A 15586-nucleotide genomic window follows, 5' to 3' on the forward strand; every position below is an offset into this window, starting at 1 on the left:
ACATCGCCGACCACCTCGGCTGCTCCCAAATGCACGTCTCCCGCCTCCTCACCCGCACCATCACCAAACTCCGCACCGGCCTCATGGACCGCGAGCAGGCATAGGGCAGCGAGCAGGCGTAGGACAGCGACAAAGACGAGACAGTGACGAAGAGGGGGCCCGCCGGTCGGCGGGCCCCCTCAGTGGTTCATCAGGTCAGTCGGGCAGTCGGGTCAGTCGGGTCAGTCGGGTCAGTCGGGTCAGTCGGGTCAGTCGGCCATGCGGTAGCCGAAGTTGCCGCCGCCCGCCGGGCCGCCGACGCTGCCGAGGTGGAAGCTGGTGGCACCCTCGCCCGTGACGCCCGCGGTGCCCGTGGGCAGCTTCCAGACGCGGCCCTTGTAGCCGTCCTCGCCGTTGCCGCCGACGTACAGCTCCGTGGCGCCGTCCGCGCCCGCGTCGACCAGGGCCGCCGAGGCGCCGAAGTGGTCGTCGTTCTCCGACGTGCTCGGCACGCCGCGGGCGTTCTGCGTGAACGACTTCGCGCCGGTCGTGGTGATGCCGTCGGCGCCGCCCCGCAGCACGGTGATCGCCCCCGACTTGGCGGTGGTGGCGGCGTCGGAGCCGGTCTCGTACGAGGCACCGACGACCAGGTCCGCGTACCCGTCGCGGTCGGTGTCCCCGACCGCCACCGCGGAGCCGAACTTGTCGCCCGCCTCCTCCACGCCCGGCACACCCGCGGAGGCCTGCGTGTACGCGCGTGACGTCACGGTGGTGCTGACGCCGTTCTCGCCGCCGTAGGTGACGTACACCTTGTTCTGGCCGGGGTAGCCGGTGACCAGGTCCTGGTAGCCGTCCTTGTTCAGGTCGCCGAACGCGGAGGGCAGGCTGTCCTCGTGGCGGTACGGGCCGTCGAACTTGCTGCCCTTCACGAGGCCGTCGGCGGAGCCCTTCAGCACCACACCGCCCGGCGTTCCGCTGCCGAGGACGACCCCGCCGCTGGCCACGACGTCGGCCTTGCCGTCACCCGTGAGGTCGCCGACGTAGACCGTGCCGATGACGAGGTCGTCCTCCTGGCCGGTGTCGCGGTTCCACACGGCGGCGGGCTTGCCGGTGGTGCGGTTCAGCGGGCCGAGCAGGACGGAGACGCCGTAGCCGCCGTGGTGGGAGCGGCTGACGAAGTCGTCGATGCCGTCGCCGTTGACGTCACCCACGCCCATGCCGCCGCCGAGCAGCTTGGGCGACTCTTCGGTGTAGTTCCCGGGCGGCAGGGCGGTGCCTTCGCCGGTGATGCCGTCCTTGCTCCCCCACAGCACCGTGGTCTTCTCGAGATAGTTCACCACCAGGTCGTCGTAGCCGTCGCCGTCCAGGTCGCCGGCGGCGCTGACCTGGCGCCACTTGCCGTCCGCCATGGGTTCACCCGGTACGCCCGGGCTCGCCTGGCTGAGGATGTTCGCGGTCTCGTACGTGAGACCGGTGGCCGAGCCGTACGCGACGGTGACGACACCCGCGCGCTTGATGTCCCCCACGGTCGCCGTGTGGGCGCCGATGGCGAGGTCCTGATAGCCGTCGCCGTTGAAGTCGGCCTTGTCGCCCGCCGGACGGGCGGTGACGTCGGCTGCCGGTGCCGCGAGGGCGGCGGGCGCGAGCCCTGTCGTACCGGCGAGTGCGGCCGCGCAGACGGCGGCAGCGGTGAGCGCTCTGCGGCGCATGTGGTTCCCCCCACTTCCCATGGCGGCCGGTCCGGGCTCAGCCCGAAAGACGTGGCCAGGAATAGCCGCCAAAAGATCAAATTACGCCAGATCATAAGCTGAAGAGGTCCGGAACGGTCACACTTTTTTCCGACCCAGCCTCTCCTGAGGTGTCAGAAGCTCTCACGAGGCGAGGCACCAGAAGGCAGGCGCGGCCCAGCGGCCGCCCCTCCCCGGGTCTGCGTGCGGCGTCGGACTACCGGGCGCGGGCGGCGTCACGCAGCGCCGAGTGCGCGTCGCGGCTCCGGGTCCGCCCGGCGACGAGCGCGGCTTCGACCTCTGGGCCGAAGCGTTGGTCGTGCGCCTCGCCGAGGACGATGTCGCTCAGGTCGATGGCCGACCAGGCGGCTTCGAGTGCGACCTCGACCAGATGAGGGTCCGAGGCGGTGAGGGCGAGACGGTCGAAGGCCTGAGTGACCTCCGACCGCGCTCGGTACACGGCGGCTCGCCCCTCCCTGCTCGGCGGTTCGCCGCTGCGGACATCGGCCAACTGAAGCCAGAAGAGCTCTCGGTACGCCAAGGACGCGGCCAGGAGTTGCGCGGCGGCGTCCCTCACCCGCTGCTCATGATCGGCGGCGCGGGCCCGCCGGTCCGTCCAGTGCGCGGTCAGGCCTGCCAGAGCGGCACCGGCGAGCGTGCCGAGCACGGCTATCACGGTCGACCACATCGGTCACTCCTCGATCGATCCTTGAACGGTCCTTGATCGGCCCTTGATCGGTCCTTGATCGGTCCGTCGTTTTACTGTCGCCCGCCGGCGCGTCGGTCAAAGAGACCCCCAGCCGTTCTCCAGCAGCTCGAAAGCGCGCGTGACCGCCTGGCGCGGGTCGGCGTGGCCGCGAGCCGCGTACGGTGCTTCGAGGGCGAAGTGGGCCAGGGCGGTGCAGGCCGGGTCGCCCGCGGGCAGGCCGCTCTCCTCGGCGATGACCTGCGCCAGGGCGGAGGTGTGACGAAGCCACATGCCCTGCACGTAGTCGCGTAGGGCCGGAGTGCTGTTCACGAGATCGGAGAACGCGGTGAAGCGGGCGTCGTCCTCCGTCGCCGCCATGCGGTGACTGAGGGCGTGTTCACGCAACGCCGCGGGGATGGACCGCCCCTTGGGCCGATCGCGTACGGCGGCGAGCAGGGCGGCTTCGTTCGCGGCGTCCTCGTCGAAGACCAGGGCTTCCTTCACCGGGAAGTGCTTGAACAGCGTGGTGGTGGAGACGTCCGCGGCGTCCGCGATCTCCCGGATGCCCACGTCGTCGTACCCGCGCTCCAGGAAGAGGCGCAGCGCGGCGTCGGCGATGGCCTGGCGGGTGGCGGCCTTCTTGCGCTCGCGACGGCCCATCGGCGCCGCTGCCGGGACGCCCGTGCCGGAATCCGTACCGGTGCCGGTGTTGGTCATGCGCAGAAGCATACCCTTCGGTTGGACGGATACAACAGTTTACCTGTTGCACTTAGTGAGTCGGTGTGCTTTTTTTGGATGCGGGCCGCTGAGACCGGCCCGCGGCAACACGCCAACGCCGCTGCCTCCAGCGGCGATTGAGGCCCGTCCGGCCGCGCGTCAGCACCGCGGCCTCACTCACCCCATACGACCGAAGGACCACCACTCACCATGACCACGCACACCATGACCACGCACACCACCACGCCCCGCATCGCCGTCGTCGGCGCGGGCCCCGGCGGCCTGATCTGCGCCCGCGTCCTTCAGCGGCACGGCATCGCCGCCATCGTCTACGAGCAGGACGCCTCCCCCGACGCCCGCGACCAGGGCGGCACCCTCGACATGCACCCCGGCACGGGTCAACACGCCCTGCGCGCGGCCGGTCTGCTGGCGGACTTTCTCGCCCGGGCCCGCCCCGAGGGCCGGCAGATACGCCTGGTGAGCCGCGATGGCCGGATTCTGTTCGACGCCACCCCGCCGGAGGCCGACGCCGCCGAGGGCAATCCCGAGATCGACCGCGGCCAACTGCGCGATCTCCTCGTACGCTCGCTCGCACCCGGCACCGTGCGGTGGGGCCACAAGCTGAACCGGGCCGAGCCCGTTGGCGACGGCGTCCACCGTCTGCACTTCGCCGACTCCAGCACGGTCGACGCCGAACTCGTCATCGGGGCCGACGGCGCCTGGTCCAAGGTCCGCAGCCTGCTGTCCGAGGCTCAACCCGTCTACACCGGTGTCACGTTCGTCGAGACCGGCCTCGACGACGCCGACACCCACCACCCCGGCCTCGCCGCGCTCACCGGCGACGGCACGATGATGGCCCTCGACGACAACCAGGGCTTCGTCGCCCAGCGCAACAGCGGCGGACACATCCGCGTGTACGTCGGCATGCGTACCGCCGAGGACTGGTACCGGCGGGCCGGGCTCGACCTCGCCGACGGGGCCGCCGTGCGCGAAGCCCTTCTGACGAGCTTCAGCGGCTGGGCCCCCGACCTGCTCGGCTACATCACCGCCACCGACACCGGCTACACCAACCGCCCCCTGTACGCCCTGCCCGTGCCCCACGCCTGGCCCCACACACCCGGCGTCACCCTCCTCGGTGACGCCGCCCACCTCATGTCCCCCGTCTCCGGGATGGGCGCCAACCTCGCCATGCTCGACGGCGCCGACCTCGCGCGGGCCCTGGTCGACCACCCCACCATCGACCAGGCGATCACCTCGTACGAGAAGGCCGTCCTGCCCCGCTCCGTCGAAGCCGCCGAAGGCGCGGCCGAGGGAATCGCCGGTGCCTTCGCCCCGGACAGCGCGGCCCAGACCCTGGCCCATATGACGAGTCACCACTGAGGCGTCCGCCGCCCCGGCGTGGCCCTGCGAGATACTCGTCCCATGTCGAACACGAACACCTCGGAACGCCAAGTACCGTTCAGCGAGGTGAAGATCCGCGTCGGTGCCCTGATGTACTGCGGTGACGACATCGCCCTGATCCGGCGGGACCGCCCCGGCGCCGTCCTCTGCTCCGTCATCGGCGGCAACGTGGAGCCCGGCGAGGACCTCGCCGACGGCGGCACGGACATCGGCCACATCCAATGGACCCACCACCGGGCAGCCGCCGAGCTGCCACTGTTCCCGCCCCTCGGCCCCGACACCCCGGTCGGCGACGCGGCCCTGCCACCCGTCACGGACGACGACTATCAGTGGGTGTGAACGAGAACAGTGACGCAAACTCCAGGGAGTGACTTCGTGCGTATCACCGTGTCTGCCGCCATCGCCCTGACGCTCGCCGCAGGAGCCACTCCGGCCGCCGCCGCCAGTCCGCCGACCGCGGACGGCATATGGCGCATGGACGGCTATGGCACCGTCCTCGACCTGCGCGACGGAAAGCTCCAGGAGTATCAGACCACTGCCGTGAGCTGCCTCAAGGGTTTCACCGGCCGGGAGACCCGCTCCGGCGTCTACACCACCCCGGCCAACGTCGTCCTCAGAGTGCGCACCGGGCACCACCGTGACCGTGCCTCCCTGGGGATAGACGGTTCCGTGGGGCACCGGAACCTCAAGCGGATACCGGCGCTGCCGGACGACTGCACCCGCCCGGCGCCCGAGGGCCCGCTCGCCGCCTTCGACGTGTTCTGGAGCTCCTTCGCCGAGAACTACCCCTTCTTCGCCGCCAAAGGCATCGACTGGGAGGGCGTGCGCGCGCACTACCGGCCGAAGGTGCACGCGGACACCACGCGCGAGGAGCTGTTCACCGTCTTCCGCGACATGGTGGCCCCGTTGTACGACGCGCACGTCTCCGTCGGGGACATCGAGCACTACTTCGCGCAAGGCCGCCCCGGCACCGTCCTTCCCGACGACGAGCTCGACGCCAAGGTCAAGAAGTACGTCGTCAAGCGTGACCTCGTAAACGCCCGCGACGTACGGGACTTCGGCAACGGACGCATCACGTACGCCGATCTGCCGGGCGGTCAGGGCTATCTGCGGATCTCCGGCTTCGGAGGCTACGCGGCAGAGGGCGCCCCCTACTCCGCCGAACTGGCCGAGCTCGACCACGCCCTTGACGCAATTTTCACCCAGAAGCGTGCCGAGCGGCTCAAGGGCCTGGTCATCGATCTGCGCGTCAACGACGGCGGGTCCGACGCCCTCGGCATCCGCGTCGCCGAGCGCCTCACCGACACGCCCTACATCGCGTACACCAAGCGCGCCCGCAACGACCCCGCCGATCCGGCCAAGTACACGCGCCCCGAGCCGATCCGGGTCTCCCCCGCCCCGGCACCGCGCTACACCGGTCCCATCGCGGTACTGACCGGCGGATCGACGGTGAGCGCGGGGGAAACGCTCACCCAAGCCCTCATCGACCGGCCCGGTCGCGTCGTACGGATCGGCGAGTCCACGCAGGGTGTCTTCTCGGACATCATGGGGCGTGTGCTGCCCAACGGGATGGGTGCCGTACTGCCCAACGAGAAGTACCTCACCCGCACCGGCGACACGTTCGACGGTCCCGGCATCCCGCCGCACCTGAGGGAACCGGTCTTCACCGAGGAGGAATTCGCCGAGGAGCGGGACTCGGCCTTCGACCGGGCCCTGAGCGTGCTGCGGTGACTGCCCGGTCGTCGCGCCCCGACCGTCCGCGTGGCGTCGGTATCCTCCGCGGCATGAGCAAACCACCTGCCAGGCTTGCCGATTGGGAGGTCGCCGTGGCCGCGGCGTGGGCCGGCGCCGAAGTCGTGCGCCGTCTGTACGGTCAGCGGCTCGCCCGGACCGACAAGGGGGCCGGAGACTTCGCTACCGCCGCCGACATCGAGGCCGAGGAGGCGATTCTCGGCGTCATCCGGGCCGCGCGGCCCGACGACGGCGTGTTCGGCGAGGAGGGCGGGCAGCGGGGCGCCGCCGCGGAGGGTGGGCGCCAGTGGCTGGTGGATCCTCTGTGCGGCACGCTCAACTACGCCGTCGGTAACACGCTCGTGGCCGTCAATGTGGCCCTGCGCGGTGGCGCGGCCGCGGTGGCCGACCCGTTCAGCCGCGAGGTCTTCTTCACCGACGGCGAGACGGCTCGGATGCGGCATGATGGCGTCGACACCCCGCTCGCGCCCACGTCCGCCACCCGCCTCGTGGACGTCAACCTGGATCCGCCGTTCCCGGGCGCGCCCGGCTTCCGGGCCGTGGACCTGCTGGCCGGGCAGGCGTTCGTGGAACGCTTCCGGCCCCGCGTCGTGTCCACCACTCTGGCGTTGGCCTGGGTCGCCGCCGGCAAGCGGGCCGCGTACGTCACGGACGGCGGCGATCTGTCCGAGAGCGTGCACTTCGCGGCCGGGATCGCGCTGTGCCGCGCCGCCGGGTGCGTAGTCACCGGGGTCGACGGCGGTCCGCTGGGCGGAGCGGGCCGAGGGCTGGTGGCGGCCGCCGACGGCGACACCCACCGGCTGCTGATGTCGATGATCCGCGGCTGACACCGCCCTCGGGCCCGGCCCTACTTGTTCGGATCCCTGAAGCGGCCGAACGCCTTCGTGAGGGCGCTCAGCGGCGAGCCCTCCGCCTTGGTCTGCCCGGGCGCGGACGGCCGGGGCACGCCGTCGCCGCCGGTCGCCTCGGCCAGCGCGGACTGCGCCGCCTCGGCCGCCTCCCGGTACAGGTCACAGGCGTTCGTCATCGCCTCCAGCGCCTCGGCGTACTTGGCGACCATGGCCTGGGCGTGGATCAGTTCCTCGTCCTGGGTGAGCAGGTGCCAGCCCTGGCGCAGCCGCGTCAGGGCCCGCTCGGCCTCGGCCGACATGTCACGCGGCAGCGCGGCGAACTCGTCGATCTTGTCGAGGAGTTCGGACGGCCGTGAACCGTCCAGGAAGACGCTGCGGACCGTGAAGTGGTCCGCGTCGTACCCCGCGGTCTGCGGCACCGTGGGCAGGATGACGGCGCCGCCGCGCGGCATCCGTACGCTCAGCTCCCGCTTCATCGCGAAGTCGGCGATCTGCGCCTGATCCGGCGTGCCCCGGTGCTCGACCACCCGGTGGCGCAGGCTCGGCGGCAGGAACTCCGTCAGCGGCTGCTCCCCCACCGCGTCCGGTGTCATCGCCTCATGCACGACGACGTGGATGAACCAGCTCTGCCGGGTGCAGTCCCGCAGCCGGTGGCGCAGTTCGTCGTCGTCCTTGGGCAGGTGGTTCGTCGTGCGCAGGCGCACGCCCGGCACCGTGTCGTGATCCCACGGGACCCGGTCGCTGTCGGGCCAGAACATGGTCGCGGGCGAGGGCCACTGCACGTCCCACGCCCGTTCCGCCTCGGCGGCCAGGATCCAGATGACGCCCTCGCCGCCGTCCTTGCGGCGGACCTCGGGGTCGTACGTGGTCAACTGCGCGCGCACCGGCACGTCGTCGCCCACGCGCCAGCGCGCCTCGAAGCAGCGGCGGGCCGAGGGGCCGGGATCGGCGGACTCGTCCCTCGGGTGCAGGACGGTGGAGCGAGCCGCCTCGACGGGGTCGAGGTCGAGGAAGTCGTCGAGCACCCCGGCCGCCTTGAGGGCGATCAGGTTGCGCCGGACGTCCTGCTCGGGCTCGGAGCCGAGGTGGCGTCCGCGTCCCAGCCACGCTGTGTGGGGGACGGTCGTCGAGGGGGTGCTGTTTTTGGCCATGGAGTCGTTCTGTGCGGTGATCAGGGCCCGACCAGTATGGTCCGTGAGCCTGTCGATGCAAGCGGCCCCTCGCCCAGAAGGGTCACCTCATTTCCTTCAGGCGAATTCTTCAGGTGGAAAAGACACCTTTTGGGAGCCCGGGTGTCGATCGGACGTCACAGTGATCGAGTTGTTGAGCGATCCGGCCGTCCACTCCGAGCGCGGCAGGCGTACGGCCAGGGTCACCATGACTCCGCCGGGGCCCGGGTCGAACGTGATGTCGTCGGTGAGCCGGCCGGCGAGCCACAGTCCGTGCCCCGTCGGGTGATCCCCAGGTCCGGGAGCACGGTCGACAGCGGCGAGGGCGCCGCAGTCGGGGCCCAGGTCGTGGATCCGGCAGAGCAGGTGGCTGTGGCTCCTCTGCAGTACCAGCGTGCCCGCGTCGCCCGGCTCCTCGACCGCGTTGACGGCCACGGCGTCCATGGCCACCACGAACTCACCCCGGCGTGGATCGGGCAGCCCTTCGCGGCCGGCGTACTGCTCGACGAGCAGCCGCAGCCTCGGCATGTCGTCCTGGGTGAAGCGGGATTCCAGCAAGGTGACAGCGGGTTCCTCACGGGGCCCGGGCGTCGTCATCAGCGCTCCACCTCGCTGAGCAGCAACTGTGGCATCTCGTCGGCTCCCGCTTGCCTCAGCAGACGGGCCGGTACCGGGCCACAGCGCACCCGGATGTGGCCCTGCCCGTCGGCGGGCACCAGCCGCAGCAGGTCCACGGCGCAGGCGGCGCTGAGGAAGATGAGGCCGGACAGGTCCACGGTCAGTTCGCCGCCACCGTCGACGCGTCTCAGGCCGTCGTGCAGGGCGCCGATGAAATCCTGCCGTGTGGCCAGGTCCGCCTCACCGGCCAATCTCACGGTGCCGGGCGTGTGTTCCACGTGCAGGGCACCGAGGGATGGCAGCAGCCGGCAGGGGTGGGCCTCGTGCATGGCCGTCAGCACATCGGGGTCGAACCAGCGGCTGTCGTAGGCGCAGATCTCGGTGTAGGGCCGGTCGGTGAAGAGATGATGCGCGTGCGATTCGCGCCACTTCATCACATCGACATCGGCGTCCAGGTCTCCCACCCAGTGCATGTCGATGTAGGTCCGCAGACCGCGGTACCCCTGGGCCAGCGCACGGTCGGTCTCCTCCGAGATGCGCTGCCACTGCCGTTGGGGGGTGAACGCGCTGTCGGGGTGGATGAGGGCGCGCATGCTGCTGACCGTGAGTTGGCCCCGCTCGCGGGCGGCTCCCAGCAAGGCGCCGGGCGCGTCGAGCCGGTCCCACACCTCGTCCTCGTCGAGTTGCGGAGCGGCGAACACCATCACCTTCTCGCGGTCGGCCAGTCCGGCCCACGCGAAGGCGGAGACCACGTCGCGGCCCGCGTCATCACCGTCGTAGCTGACGAAGGCGTGATCGCCTGCCCGAAGCTGTTGCACCGGGATCGTACCGACAGATGCCGAGCCGGCGGCGGGCATCACTCACCTCATCCTTGGCGGGCTCCGCGACGGCAAAACAGGAGTGAGGGTAGCGTTTCGCGCACGTCAGCAGAGCATTTAGCCCAGTTGTGGCAGCAGCGTGTCCGCCCTTGGACGATCGTGGCGTTCAGGCTTTCGCTTCGCTGATCGAAAGCGACCGTCCTCCCGGCTCGACGGCAGCGGGCGGTGGCCGCTCTCGGCCACCGCCCGCATCTGCTGAGCCTCAGAGGACTCCGCCGGTGGCCCGGGTCAGCGGGCCGTGGCCACGGCGTACGTTGGCTCCGCCAAGGGCGTAGGCGCCTGCCAGCATGGCGATGGCGCCACCGCCCACTCCGGCCGCGACGGCCTTGCGGTTCTTGAGCACCATCCAGGTCGTGGACGCCGCTTGCAGCGCCTTGCCGGGCACCGTGGACAGCACCTCACCGCTCGCCTTGGCCTTCTCGCCGAGGGTGGCACCGAGGCCCGCCGTGCCCTCCGCGGCGCCGGCGACCGTGGACTTGACGCTGCGCGCCGCCGCCCCGGCCTTCTCCTGACCGGCCTTCTCCTGGCCGGGCTTGGCCTGACCGGGCTTGGCCCGACTCACGTTCTTCGTGGATTCACTCATACCCTCCGTCTGACCCCGTCTCCTTGTTCGAAACAGCCGCGCCGCGGCGCTCCGGTCGTCGCGGCGGCGACGGGCGAGGCCTGACCACACGGGTGGCCGGCCGCCGGCAGCTCGTGTGCGCCCCGAAAATCTTCCACGGATCCGGCTCTGCCGCGATGAGTTCCGGTCGGCCCGAGAGTCTCCTCCATGACATGACCGCCATGCGACGGTCATCGGCACGCGACACCGTGGAGGACCCATGACGACCGGCCCGGATGACCCGACCGCCGCACCGCCCGGCCGCCCGCCCGTGGTCGACCTGGCCACCTGGCAGGCCGCCCGTGACGAGCTGCTGGTCCGCGAGAAGGCGCACACCCGCGAGGGCGACGCCATCGCCGCGGCCCGGCGGAGGCTGGCGATGGTGGAGTTCGACGGGACGGTCGAGGTCGTCGGGCCCGACGGCCCGGTGCCGTTCCTGGACCTGTTCCAGGGCCGCGACGAGCTCGTGGTGTACCAGCACATGTGGTACGACGGCGCGCCGCATCAGGGACAGTGCGAGGGCTGCACCACCACGGCCTGGCATCTGCGGGACGCGGTCTACCTCAACGCCCGCGGTGTCTCGTTCGCCGTCCTGACGACGGGCCGCTGGGACGAGGTGGCCGCGTACGTCGAGTTCATGGGCTACACCCAGCCCTGGTACTCGGTGCGCGACGTGGCGGCGCCGGTCGGCGGCGAGATGGGCTACCTCACCTGCTTCCTGCGCGACGGCGACCGCGTGTTCCTCACCTACTCCACGACGGGCCGCGGCACAGAACGGGCCAACGCATCCCTCGGACTGCTCGACCTGACGCCGTACGGCCGCGGCGAGGCGTGGGAGGACAACCCCGAGGGCCGGCCGAAGGGCGGCAGCCCGTGCTGGTCCTGGCGCTCGGACGCGGACGGAAACGCCACCTGGGGCCCCACAAGCCGCCCCGTGCCCCAGTGGACCCGTCCCGGCGCGACCCCCGTGGAGACCCTCGGCCGGAGCGGCCATCACCACTGAGGGGACCTCGCCGAGGGCGCGACGGCCGGAACGGATCGGACGCCCCTGTGCGCCGCACGTATCGCCTGCGGCCGCGCGCCTTCAGATGGCGCCCCGTTCCGCCGGGGCGATGTCGGTCCTCGACGTGACGTTCAGCTTCCGCATGATGCGGGCCACGTGGTGTTCGACGGTTCGGGTGGACAGGACCAGGCTCTCGGCGATGTCCCGGTTCGCCCGGCCCTGGACGACCAGTTGCGCCACCTCCTGCTCGCGCGGGGAGAGCTGGTCGCCGTAGCCGAGGCGGCCTCGGCGGTGGGTGGTGACGATGTCGTGGCGGCGCAGCAGCCGTTGGCAGCGGGCCACGTCCCAGCGTGCGCCCAGCTTTCGGTAGGTCTCGACCACGTCCTGGATGACGTCGGCCGCCGCTTCGCCGTGCAGGTCAAGCAGGCAGCGCCCCCGGGTCTCTGCCGCCCGTGCGGCGTCGAAGGGGCGGCCGAGCGCCCGCCACTGGGCCTCCGCATCGGCCAGCAGGCCGACGGCCTCGTCCGGCCGGTCATCGGCCTCGGCGAGCAGGGCCCGGCATACGGTCAGGGCGGTGCGGGCGGCGGGCGCGTCCCGGTGTTCGATCCCTTCGGCGAAGTCGGCGACGAGCCGCCGGGCCCGCGCGCTCTGCCCGCTGCCGAGCAGGGCTTCCACCGCGGTGGGTGCCACTTCCCCCGCCCACACCCAACCGCCTGTCCGTTCGAGGCGGTGCAGGGTCTCCTCCACCGCCTCGCACGCCTGGCCGGGGCGTCCGGCCTCCAGGTGGACACGGGCGGTGGCTGCGGCCGACGCGGTGAGGATGACGCCGGTGTCGTAGCGGGTGATACGGGCCGCCTCCGTGAGGTCGCGGCGCGCCCGGGGGACGTCGCCGAGCACGTGCAGCGCGGTCAGCCCGCGGATCAGCATGGCTTCGGCGGTCAGGTCGGGTATCTCCTGGTAGAGGCGGGTGGTGTGGTCGGCGGTGGCGTGCAGGCCCTGCCAGTGGCCCTCGTGCCAGGCGAGCACCAACTGGGCGGTCTGCGTGAGTCCTTCCAGGTACGGACTGCTGGTGTCGGCGAGGCCGTCGGCGGCCCGCTGGAGGAACTCGCGGGCCCGCGCGTCGTATCCGAGTGCGGTGGCGGCGTGCGCCAGGTTGGTCCAGCCGCGGGTGTGGTGAGCGGCTTCCATGGCGTTCCCCGTCGGGCCGCGCAGTGCCTCGGCGGCGGCCCAGGCGCGGTGGTCGCCGAGCAGCATCAGCGCGGTGGCGCGGTTGGCCGCGATGGCCGCGATGGCCGTCGGGTCCGTGACCTGGTCGGTGAGCTCCTCGATGCGGTCGAGCCAGTGCAGGTGGCGGTCGATGGGCCAGCCCTTGATGGAAGGGATGGCGGCGACCGCCATGGCGCGGGCTGCGGTCTGGGGGTCGGAGGCCTCCAGGTCGGGGATGGCGCGGGCGACCTCGTTCAGGCTGTCCAGGGCGCCTCCGCTCTGGTTGCGGAGCACGACGCTCAGCTGTAGCCGGATGTCGCCGCGCAGCCGGGGCGGCGGAGCGTCCTCGTCGAGGACCCGCCGTACCGCGGCGACCACCTCGGCACCGGCGCGGGCCAGTTGTGCGGTGCGGGCCAGTTTCGCGGCGGTGCGGATGCGGCCGTCGGCGCGCGGGTCCTCGGCGACGGCGCGGGTGTAGAGGCTGGTGGCGGTGGCGTAGTCGCCGGCCGTGGCCGCCCGGTCGGCCGCCGCGACGAGGCAGCGCAGGCTGTCCCGGACGCGGCCGGCGGCTCCGTACAGCCGGGCGAGGTCGGTCAGCGGCAGCGGCCCGTCACCGCCTCGGTGCAGGGCGCGGGCGGCGCGCAGGCTCAGCCGGGCCAGGCGCGGCGCCGGTATCCGCTCCAGGGCGGCACGGCGGTCCAGCGGGTTGCGGAACGCGGGGCATGGGCCGTCGGCGACGCACAGCACGGCCAGGCGTACGCACGCGTCGACCGCCGCCTCGGCCCACTCGGGCGCGACGTCGGCCACCTCGGCGAGTACGGCTACGGGCACCGCCCGGTCGAGCACCGCCGCGGCGTCCGCGACGCGGAGTGCGTCCTCGCCCAGGCGCCCGTACCGCAGGGCGAAGTCGCGCCGGACCCGTGGCGGGACGCCGACCTCTCGTACGGCGGCGAGCATGGAATCCGCCGCCGGCCGCCCGCCGTGGCCAGCGGCTCCTGTGCCGCCGCTGTGCTCCTCGCCGCTGTCCCGGGCCGACCGCGCGCCGGCCGGTGCGTGCGACCCGCTCTCCTGCCGCGCCGACACCCACTCCCCGGCGGCCCGCAGCAGTGCTTCGGCCACGCCCGGGAGTCCGCCGGTCAGCTCATGCACCAGTACGACCAGGTCGTGCAGCTCCTCCACCCGGTGCAGCCCGTGGGCGTGCAGCCACCGGCGGACGAACTCCTCCGTCTCCTCGTACGTCCACGGCTGTACGCCGATCTCCTCGACGCGGGTCCGCGTCGGCAGCCCCACTCCGAAGACCGGCAGCCCGGGCGCGGCGTCCTCGGTGACGATCAGCCGCAGCCGGGGCGGCATCGTGCCCAGCAGATGGTGGAGCAGGGCGAGGGTGGCCGGGTCGGCGCGGTGGACGTCCTCGACGACCAGCACGGCGTCCCCGAGCGACTCCAGCAGCGCGGAGACGCCCCGCGGCAACAACCCGCACCGCACCTCGGGATCGGCAGCCCCCGCGGGCGGCTCGGGCAGCCGATCGGCCAACTCGGGCACGAGAAGCCCAACGACACCGGCCACCCGCGAAAGCGGCAGTTCGACAACACCGCTCCGATACGGCAACGCGGCCAGGGCTTCGGCTATGGGGGCGAGGGGAGCGACGATCCGCGGGGCGGCGTCGCCATGGCTGGGGGCGGGGGGTGCGGCGTCCGACGGGTCCGTTCCACCGCTGCCGGGGGTGAGGGGCGTGGCGACCGTCGGGTCCAGCACGACTGGAAGGGGCGCGCCACCAGCGCCGAAGGCGAGGGACGTGACGTCCGACGGGGCCTCGCCCCCAGCGCCGGAGGCGAGAGACGTGGCGGTCGGCGGGACCGGCACGGCTGGCAGAGGCGCGCCACCAGCGCCGAAGGCGGCGGGTGCGGCGGCCGACGGGGCTCCGCCGCCAGCGCCGAAGGCGAGCGGGGCGACGCCCAGCGAGGCCGCACCGCCACCGCCGGAGGCGAGAGGCGTGGCCGTTGGGGTCTGTGTGTCGGGCTTCGGTGGCGTCGAAGCTGTCGTTGCGGCCTCGGGGGGCAGCGGCGGGGCGGTCGCGGGGTCCGCGGTGGCTTCGAGTGGTGGGAGGGCCGCCGGGGCCGTGCCGCACGTGGCGGCCATGTGCGGACCGGTCGGCGGGGGCTCTGCAACAGGCCCGAGCGGCGTCACGGCTCCCGCGTCGGCGCCGCGCCCCGGCGCCCCCGTGCCGACCGCGTCGAGACAGGCGCCGCGCAACTGCGTCCAGCCCGCGAACTCCGCCTCGCCGAGCACCTCGTCCACCAGCCGGGACGCGCCCGTCCCTGCCGCTGCCCGGACCACCGCGAGGACGGGGCCCTCCCGCAGCGCTTCCCGTAGCCGCCGTGCCTGTTCACCGCGTCCGACGAAGCCGGCCCCGGCGGTCGTCGTTCCGCCCCACGCCGTACCGAAGGAACGTCTCTCCACGGCTCCGCCTCTCACCTGCCGTCGCCCGCGGGAAGGCCCGGGAGTTCACCGCACATCACTGGTCCGTTTCCCTGCCGCAGCACGGCGTTCGTTGAATGGTGGTCTACTCGTCCGCCCCCCTCATTCGCAATAGGGGTCCACCACCTACGGAATGCCGGCGCCCGGCCGGCGGCGCCGCTCCATGCGGCCACCGCTCTTTGGGTAGCGCATACGGATTGCTGCGCTCCCCCGCCGTGGCCGAAGCTCTGGCCCGTCCGACGACGTCATCCTCGTACGCCTCGGTCCCTGGCCGGCAGGTCCGGACGTACGAGAACGGCCGTCCCCAACGGCCGTACGGCGGAATCAGATCCGTGCCGCACGGAGCCCCACTCCGTGCGGCACACTCACCCCCCGCCCCGGCGGTCAGCCACGCCGTCGCATGTCATGACCGCGACAGCACGGCGACAGTGCGGCGACAGAACGGCCGCTTCCGGCGGCCGGGGCGATGGGTGCCGCCTTCCGGGTCCCCAACCGGGACCCGGACAGCTCTCAAGGGA

At 72.3% G+C, this 15586-nt stretch carries 14 protein-coding genes; 6 read left to right on the plus strand and 8 right to left on the minus strand.

The features are described 5' to 3' along the window. The coding region (locus tag ACZ6JY_RS38725) for a sigma factor-like helix-turn-helix DNA-binding protein (RefSeq protein ID WP_469204098.1) at window positions 1-104 on the plus strand (104 nt) is incomplete at its 5' end. 144 nt (window positions 105-248) lie between these two features. Here ACZ6JY_RS38725 and ACZ6JY_RS38730 read toward each other — a convergent pair. From ACZ6JY_RS38730 to ACZ6JY_RS38740, 3 genes are all read right to left on the minus strand, one after another. Continuing rightward, a complete protein-coding gene (locus ACZ6JY_RS38730) occupies window positions 249-1688 on the minus strand; it encodes an FG-GAP and VCBS repeat-containing protein (protein WP_469203975.1) in 1440 nt (479 codons plus the stop codon). Between the two features lie 235 nt (window positions 1689-1923). After that, on the minus strand, window positions 1924-2394 hold the full coding sequence (locus ACZ6JY_RS38735; protein ID WP_469203977.1) for a hypothetical protein: 471 nt from the start codon (window positions 2392-2394) through the stop codon (window positions 1924-1926). Between the two features lie 96 nt (window positions 2395-2490). Next, window positions 2491-3111 (minus strand): TetR/AcrR family transcriptional regulator, encoded by a 621-nt coding sequence (locus ACZ6JY_RS38740; protein WP_469203979.1) that lies wholly within the window; start codon window positions 3109-3111, stop codon window positions 2491-2493. 210 nt (window positions 3112-3321) lie between these two features. On the opposite strand from ACZ6JY_RS38740, the gene ACZ6JY_RS38745 reads away from it, so the two are divergent. Genes ACZ6JY_RS38745 through ACZ6JY_RS38760 form a run of 4 tightly spaced genes read left to right on the plus strand, consistent with a single transcriptional unit; the run spans window position 3322 to window position 7091 of the window. Next, entirely contained in the window at window positions 3322-4491 is a 1170-nt protein-coding gene (locus tag ACZ6JY_RS38745) for an FAD-dependent oxidoreductase (protein WP_469203982.1), read from the plus strand. Window positions 4492-4533: 42 nt separating this feature from the next. Next, window positions 4534-4851, plus strand: coding sequence for a hypothetical protein (locus tag ACZ6JY_RS38750; protein ID WP_469203984.1), 318 nt, complete (start codon window positions 4534-4536; stop codon window positions 4849-4851). Window positions 4852-4887: 36 nt separating this feature from the next. After that, the gene (locus ACZ6JY_RS38755) at window positions 4888-6243 is read left to right on the plus strand and encodes a S41 family peptidase (protein ID WP_469203986.1); all 1356 of its coding nucleotides are present in this window, start codon (window positions 4888-4890) and stop codon (window positions 6241-6243) included. A 53-nt stretch (window positions 6244-6296) separates the two neighbouring features. Further along, window positions 6297-7091 (plus strand): inositol monophosphatase family protein, encoded by a 795-nt coding sequence (locus tag ACZ6JY_RS38760; protein WP_469203988.1) that lies wholly within the window; start codon window positions 6297-6299, stop codon window positions 7089-7091. A 20-nt stretch (window positions 7092-7111) separates the two neighbouring features. Here the strand turns inward: ACZ6JY_RS38760 and ACZ6JY_RS38765 are convergent, their stop codons facing one another. The 4 genes from ACZ6JY_RS38765 to ACZ6JY_RS38780 all read right to left on the minus strand — a co-directional run bounded on the left by ACZ6JY_RS38765 (window position 7112) and on the right by ACZ6JY_RS38780 (window position 10363). Beyond that, window positions 7112-8266, minus strand: coding sequence for a hypothetical protein (locus ACZ6JY_RS38765; protein WP_469203989.1), 1155 nt, complete (start codon window positions 8264-8266; stop codon window positions 7112-7114). A 96-nt stretch (window positions 8267-8362) separates the two neighbouring features. After that, a complete protein-coding gene (locus ACZ6JY_RS38770; protein WP_469203991.1) occupies window positions 8363-8881 on the minus strand; it encodes an ATP-binding protein in 519 nt (172 codons plus the stop codon). Further along, complete coding sequence (locus tag ACZ6JY_RS38775; protein WP_469203993.1) at window positions 8881-9720, minus strand: MEDS domain-containing protein; 840 nt, start codon at window positions 9718-9720, stop codon at window positions 8881-8883. Before ACZ6JY_RS38775 ends, ACZ6JY_RS38770 begins: the two co-directional genes overlap by 1 nt. Window positions 9721-9982: 262 nt before the next feature. Continuing rightward, a complete protein-coding gene (locus tag ACZ6JY_RS38780; RefSeq protein WP_469203996.1) occupies window positions 9983-10363 on the minus strand; it encodes a hypothetical protein in 381 nt (126 codons plus the stop codon). Window positions 10364-10601: 238 nt separating this feature from the next. Here ACZ6JY_RS38780 and ACZ6JY_RS38785 point away from each other — a divergent pair, with 238 nt between their 5' ends. Further along, entirely contained in the window at window positions 10602-11384 is a 783-nt protein-coding gene (locus ACZ6JY_RS38785; protein ID WP_469203998.1) for a DUF899 family protein, read from the plus strand. 81 nt (window positions 11385-11465) lie between these two features. Here the strand turns inward: ACZ6JY_RS38785 and ACZ6JY_RS38790 are convergent, their stop codons facing one another. Then, window positions 11466-15050: a helix-turn-helix transcriptional regulator gene (locus ACZ6JY_RS38790; RefSeq protein ID WP_469204000.1), complete on the minus strand. Its 3585-nt coding sequence runs from the start codon at window positions 15048-15050 to the stop codon at window positions 11466-11468. Window positions 15051-15586 lie beyond the last annotated feature (536 nt).

The sequence above is a fragment of the Streptomyces sp. NPDC046335 genome (assembly GCF_055587985.1).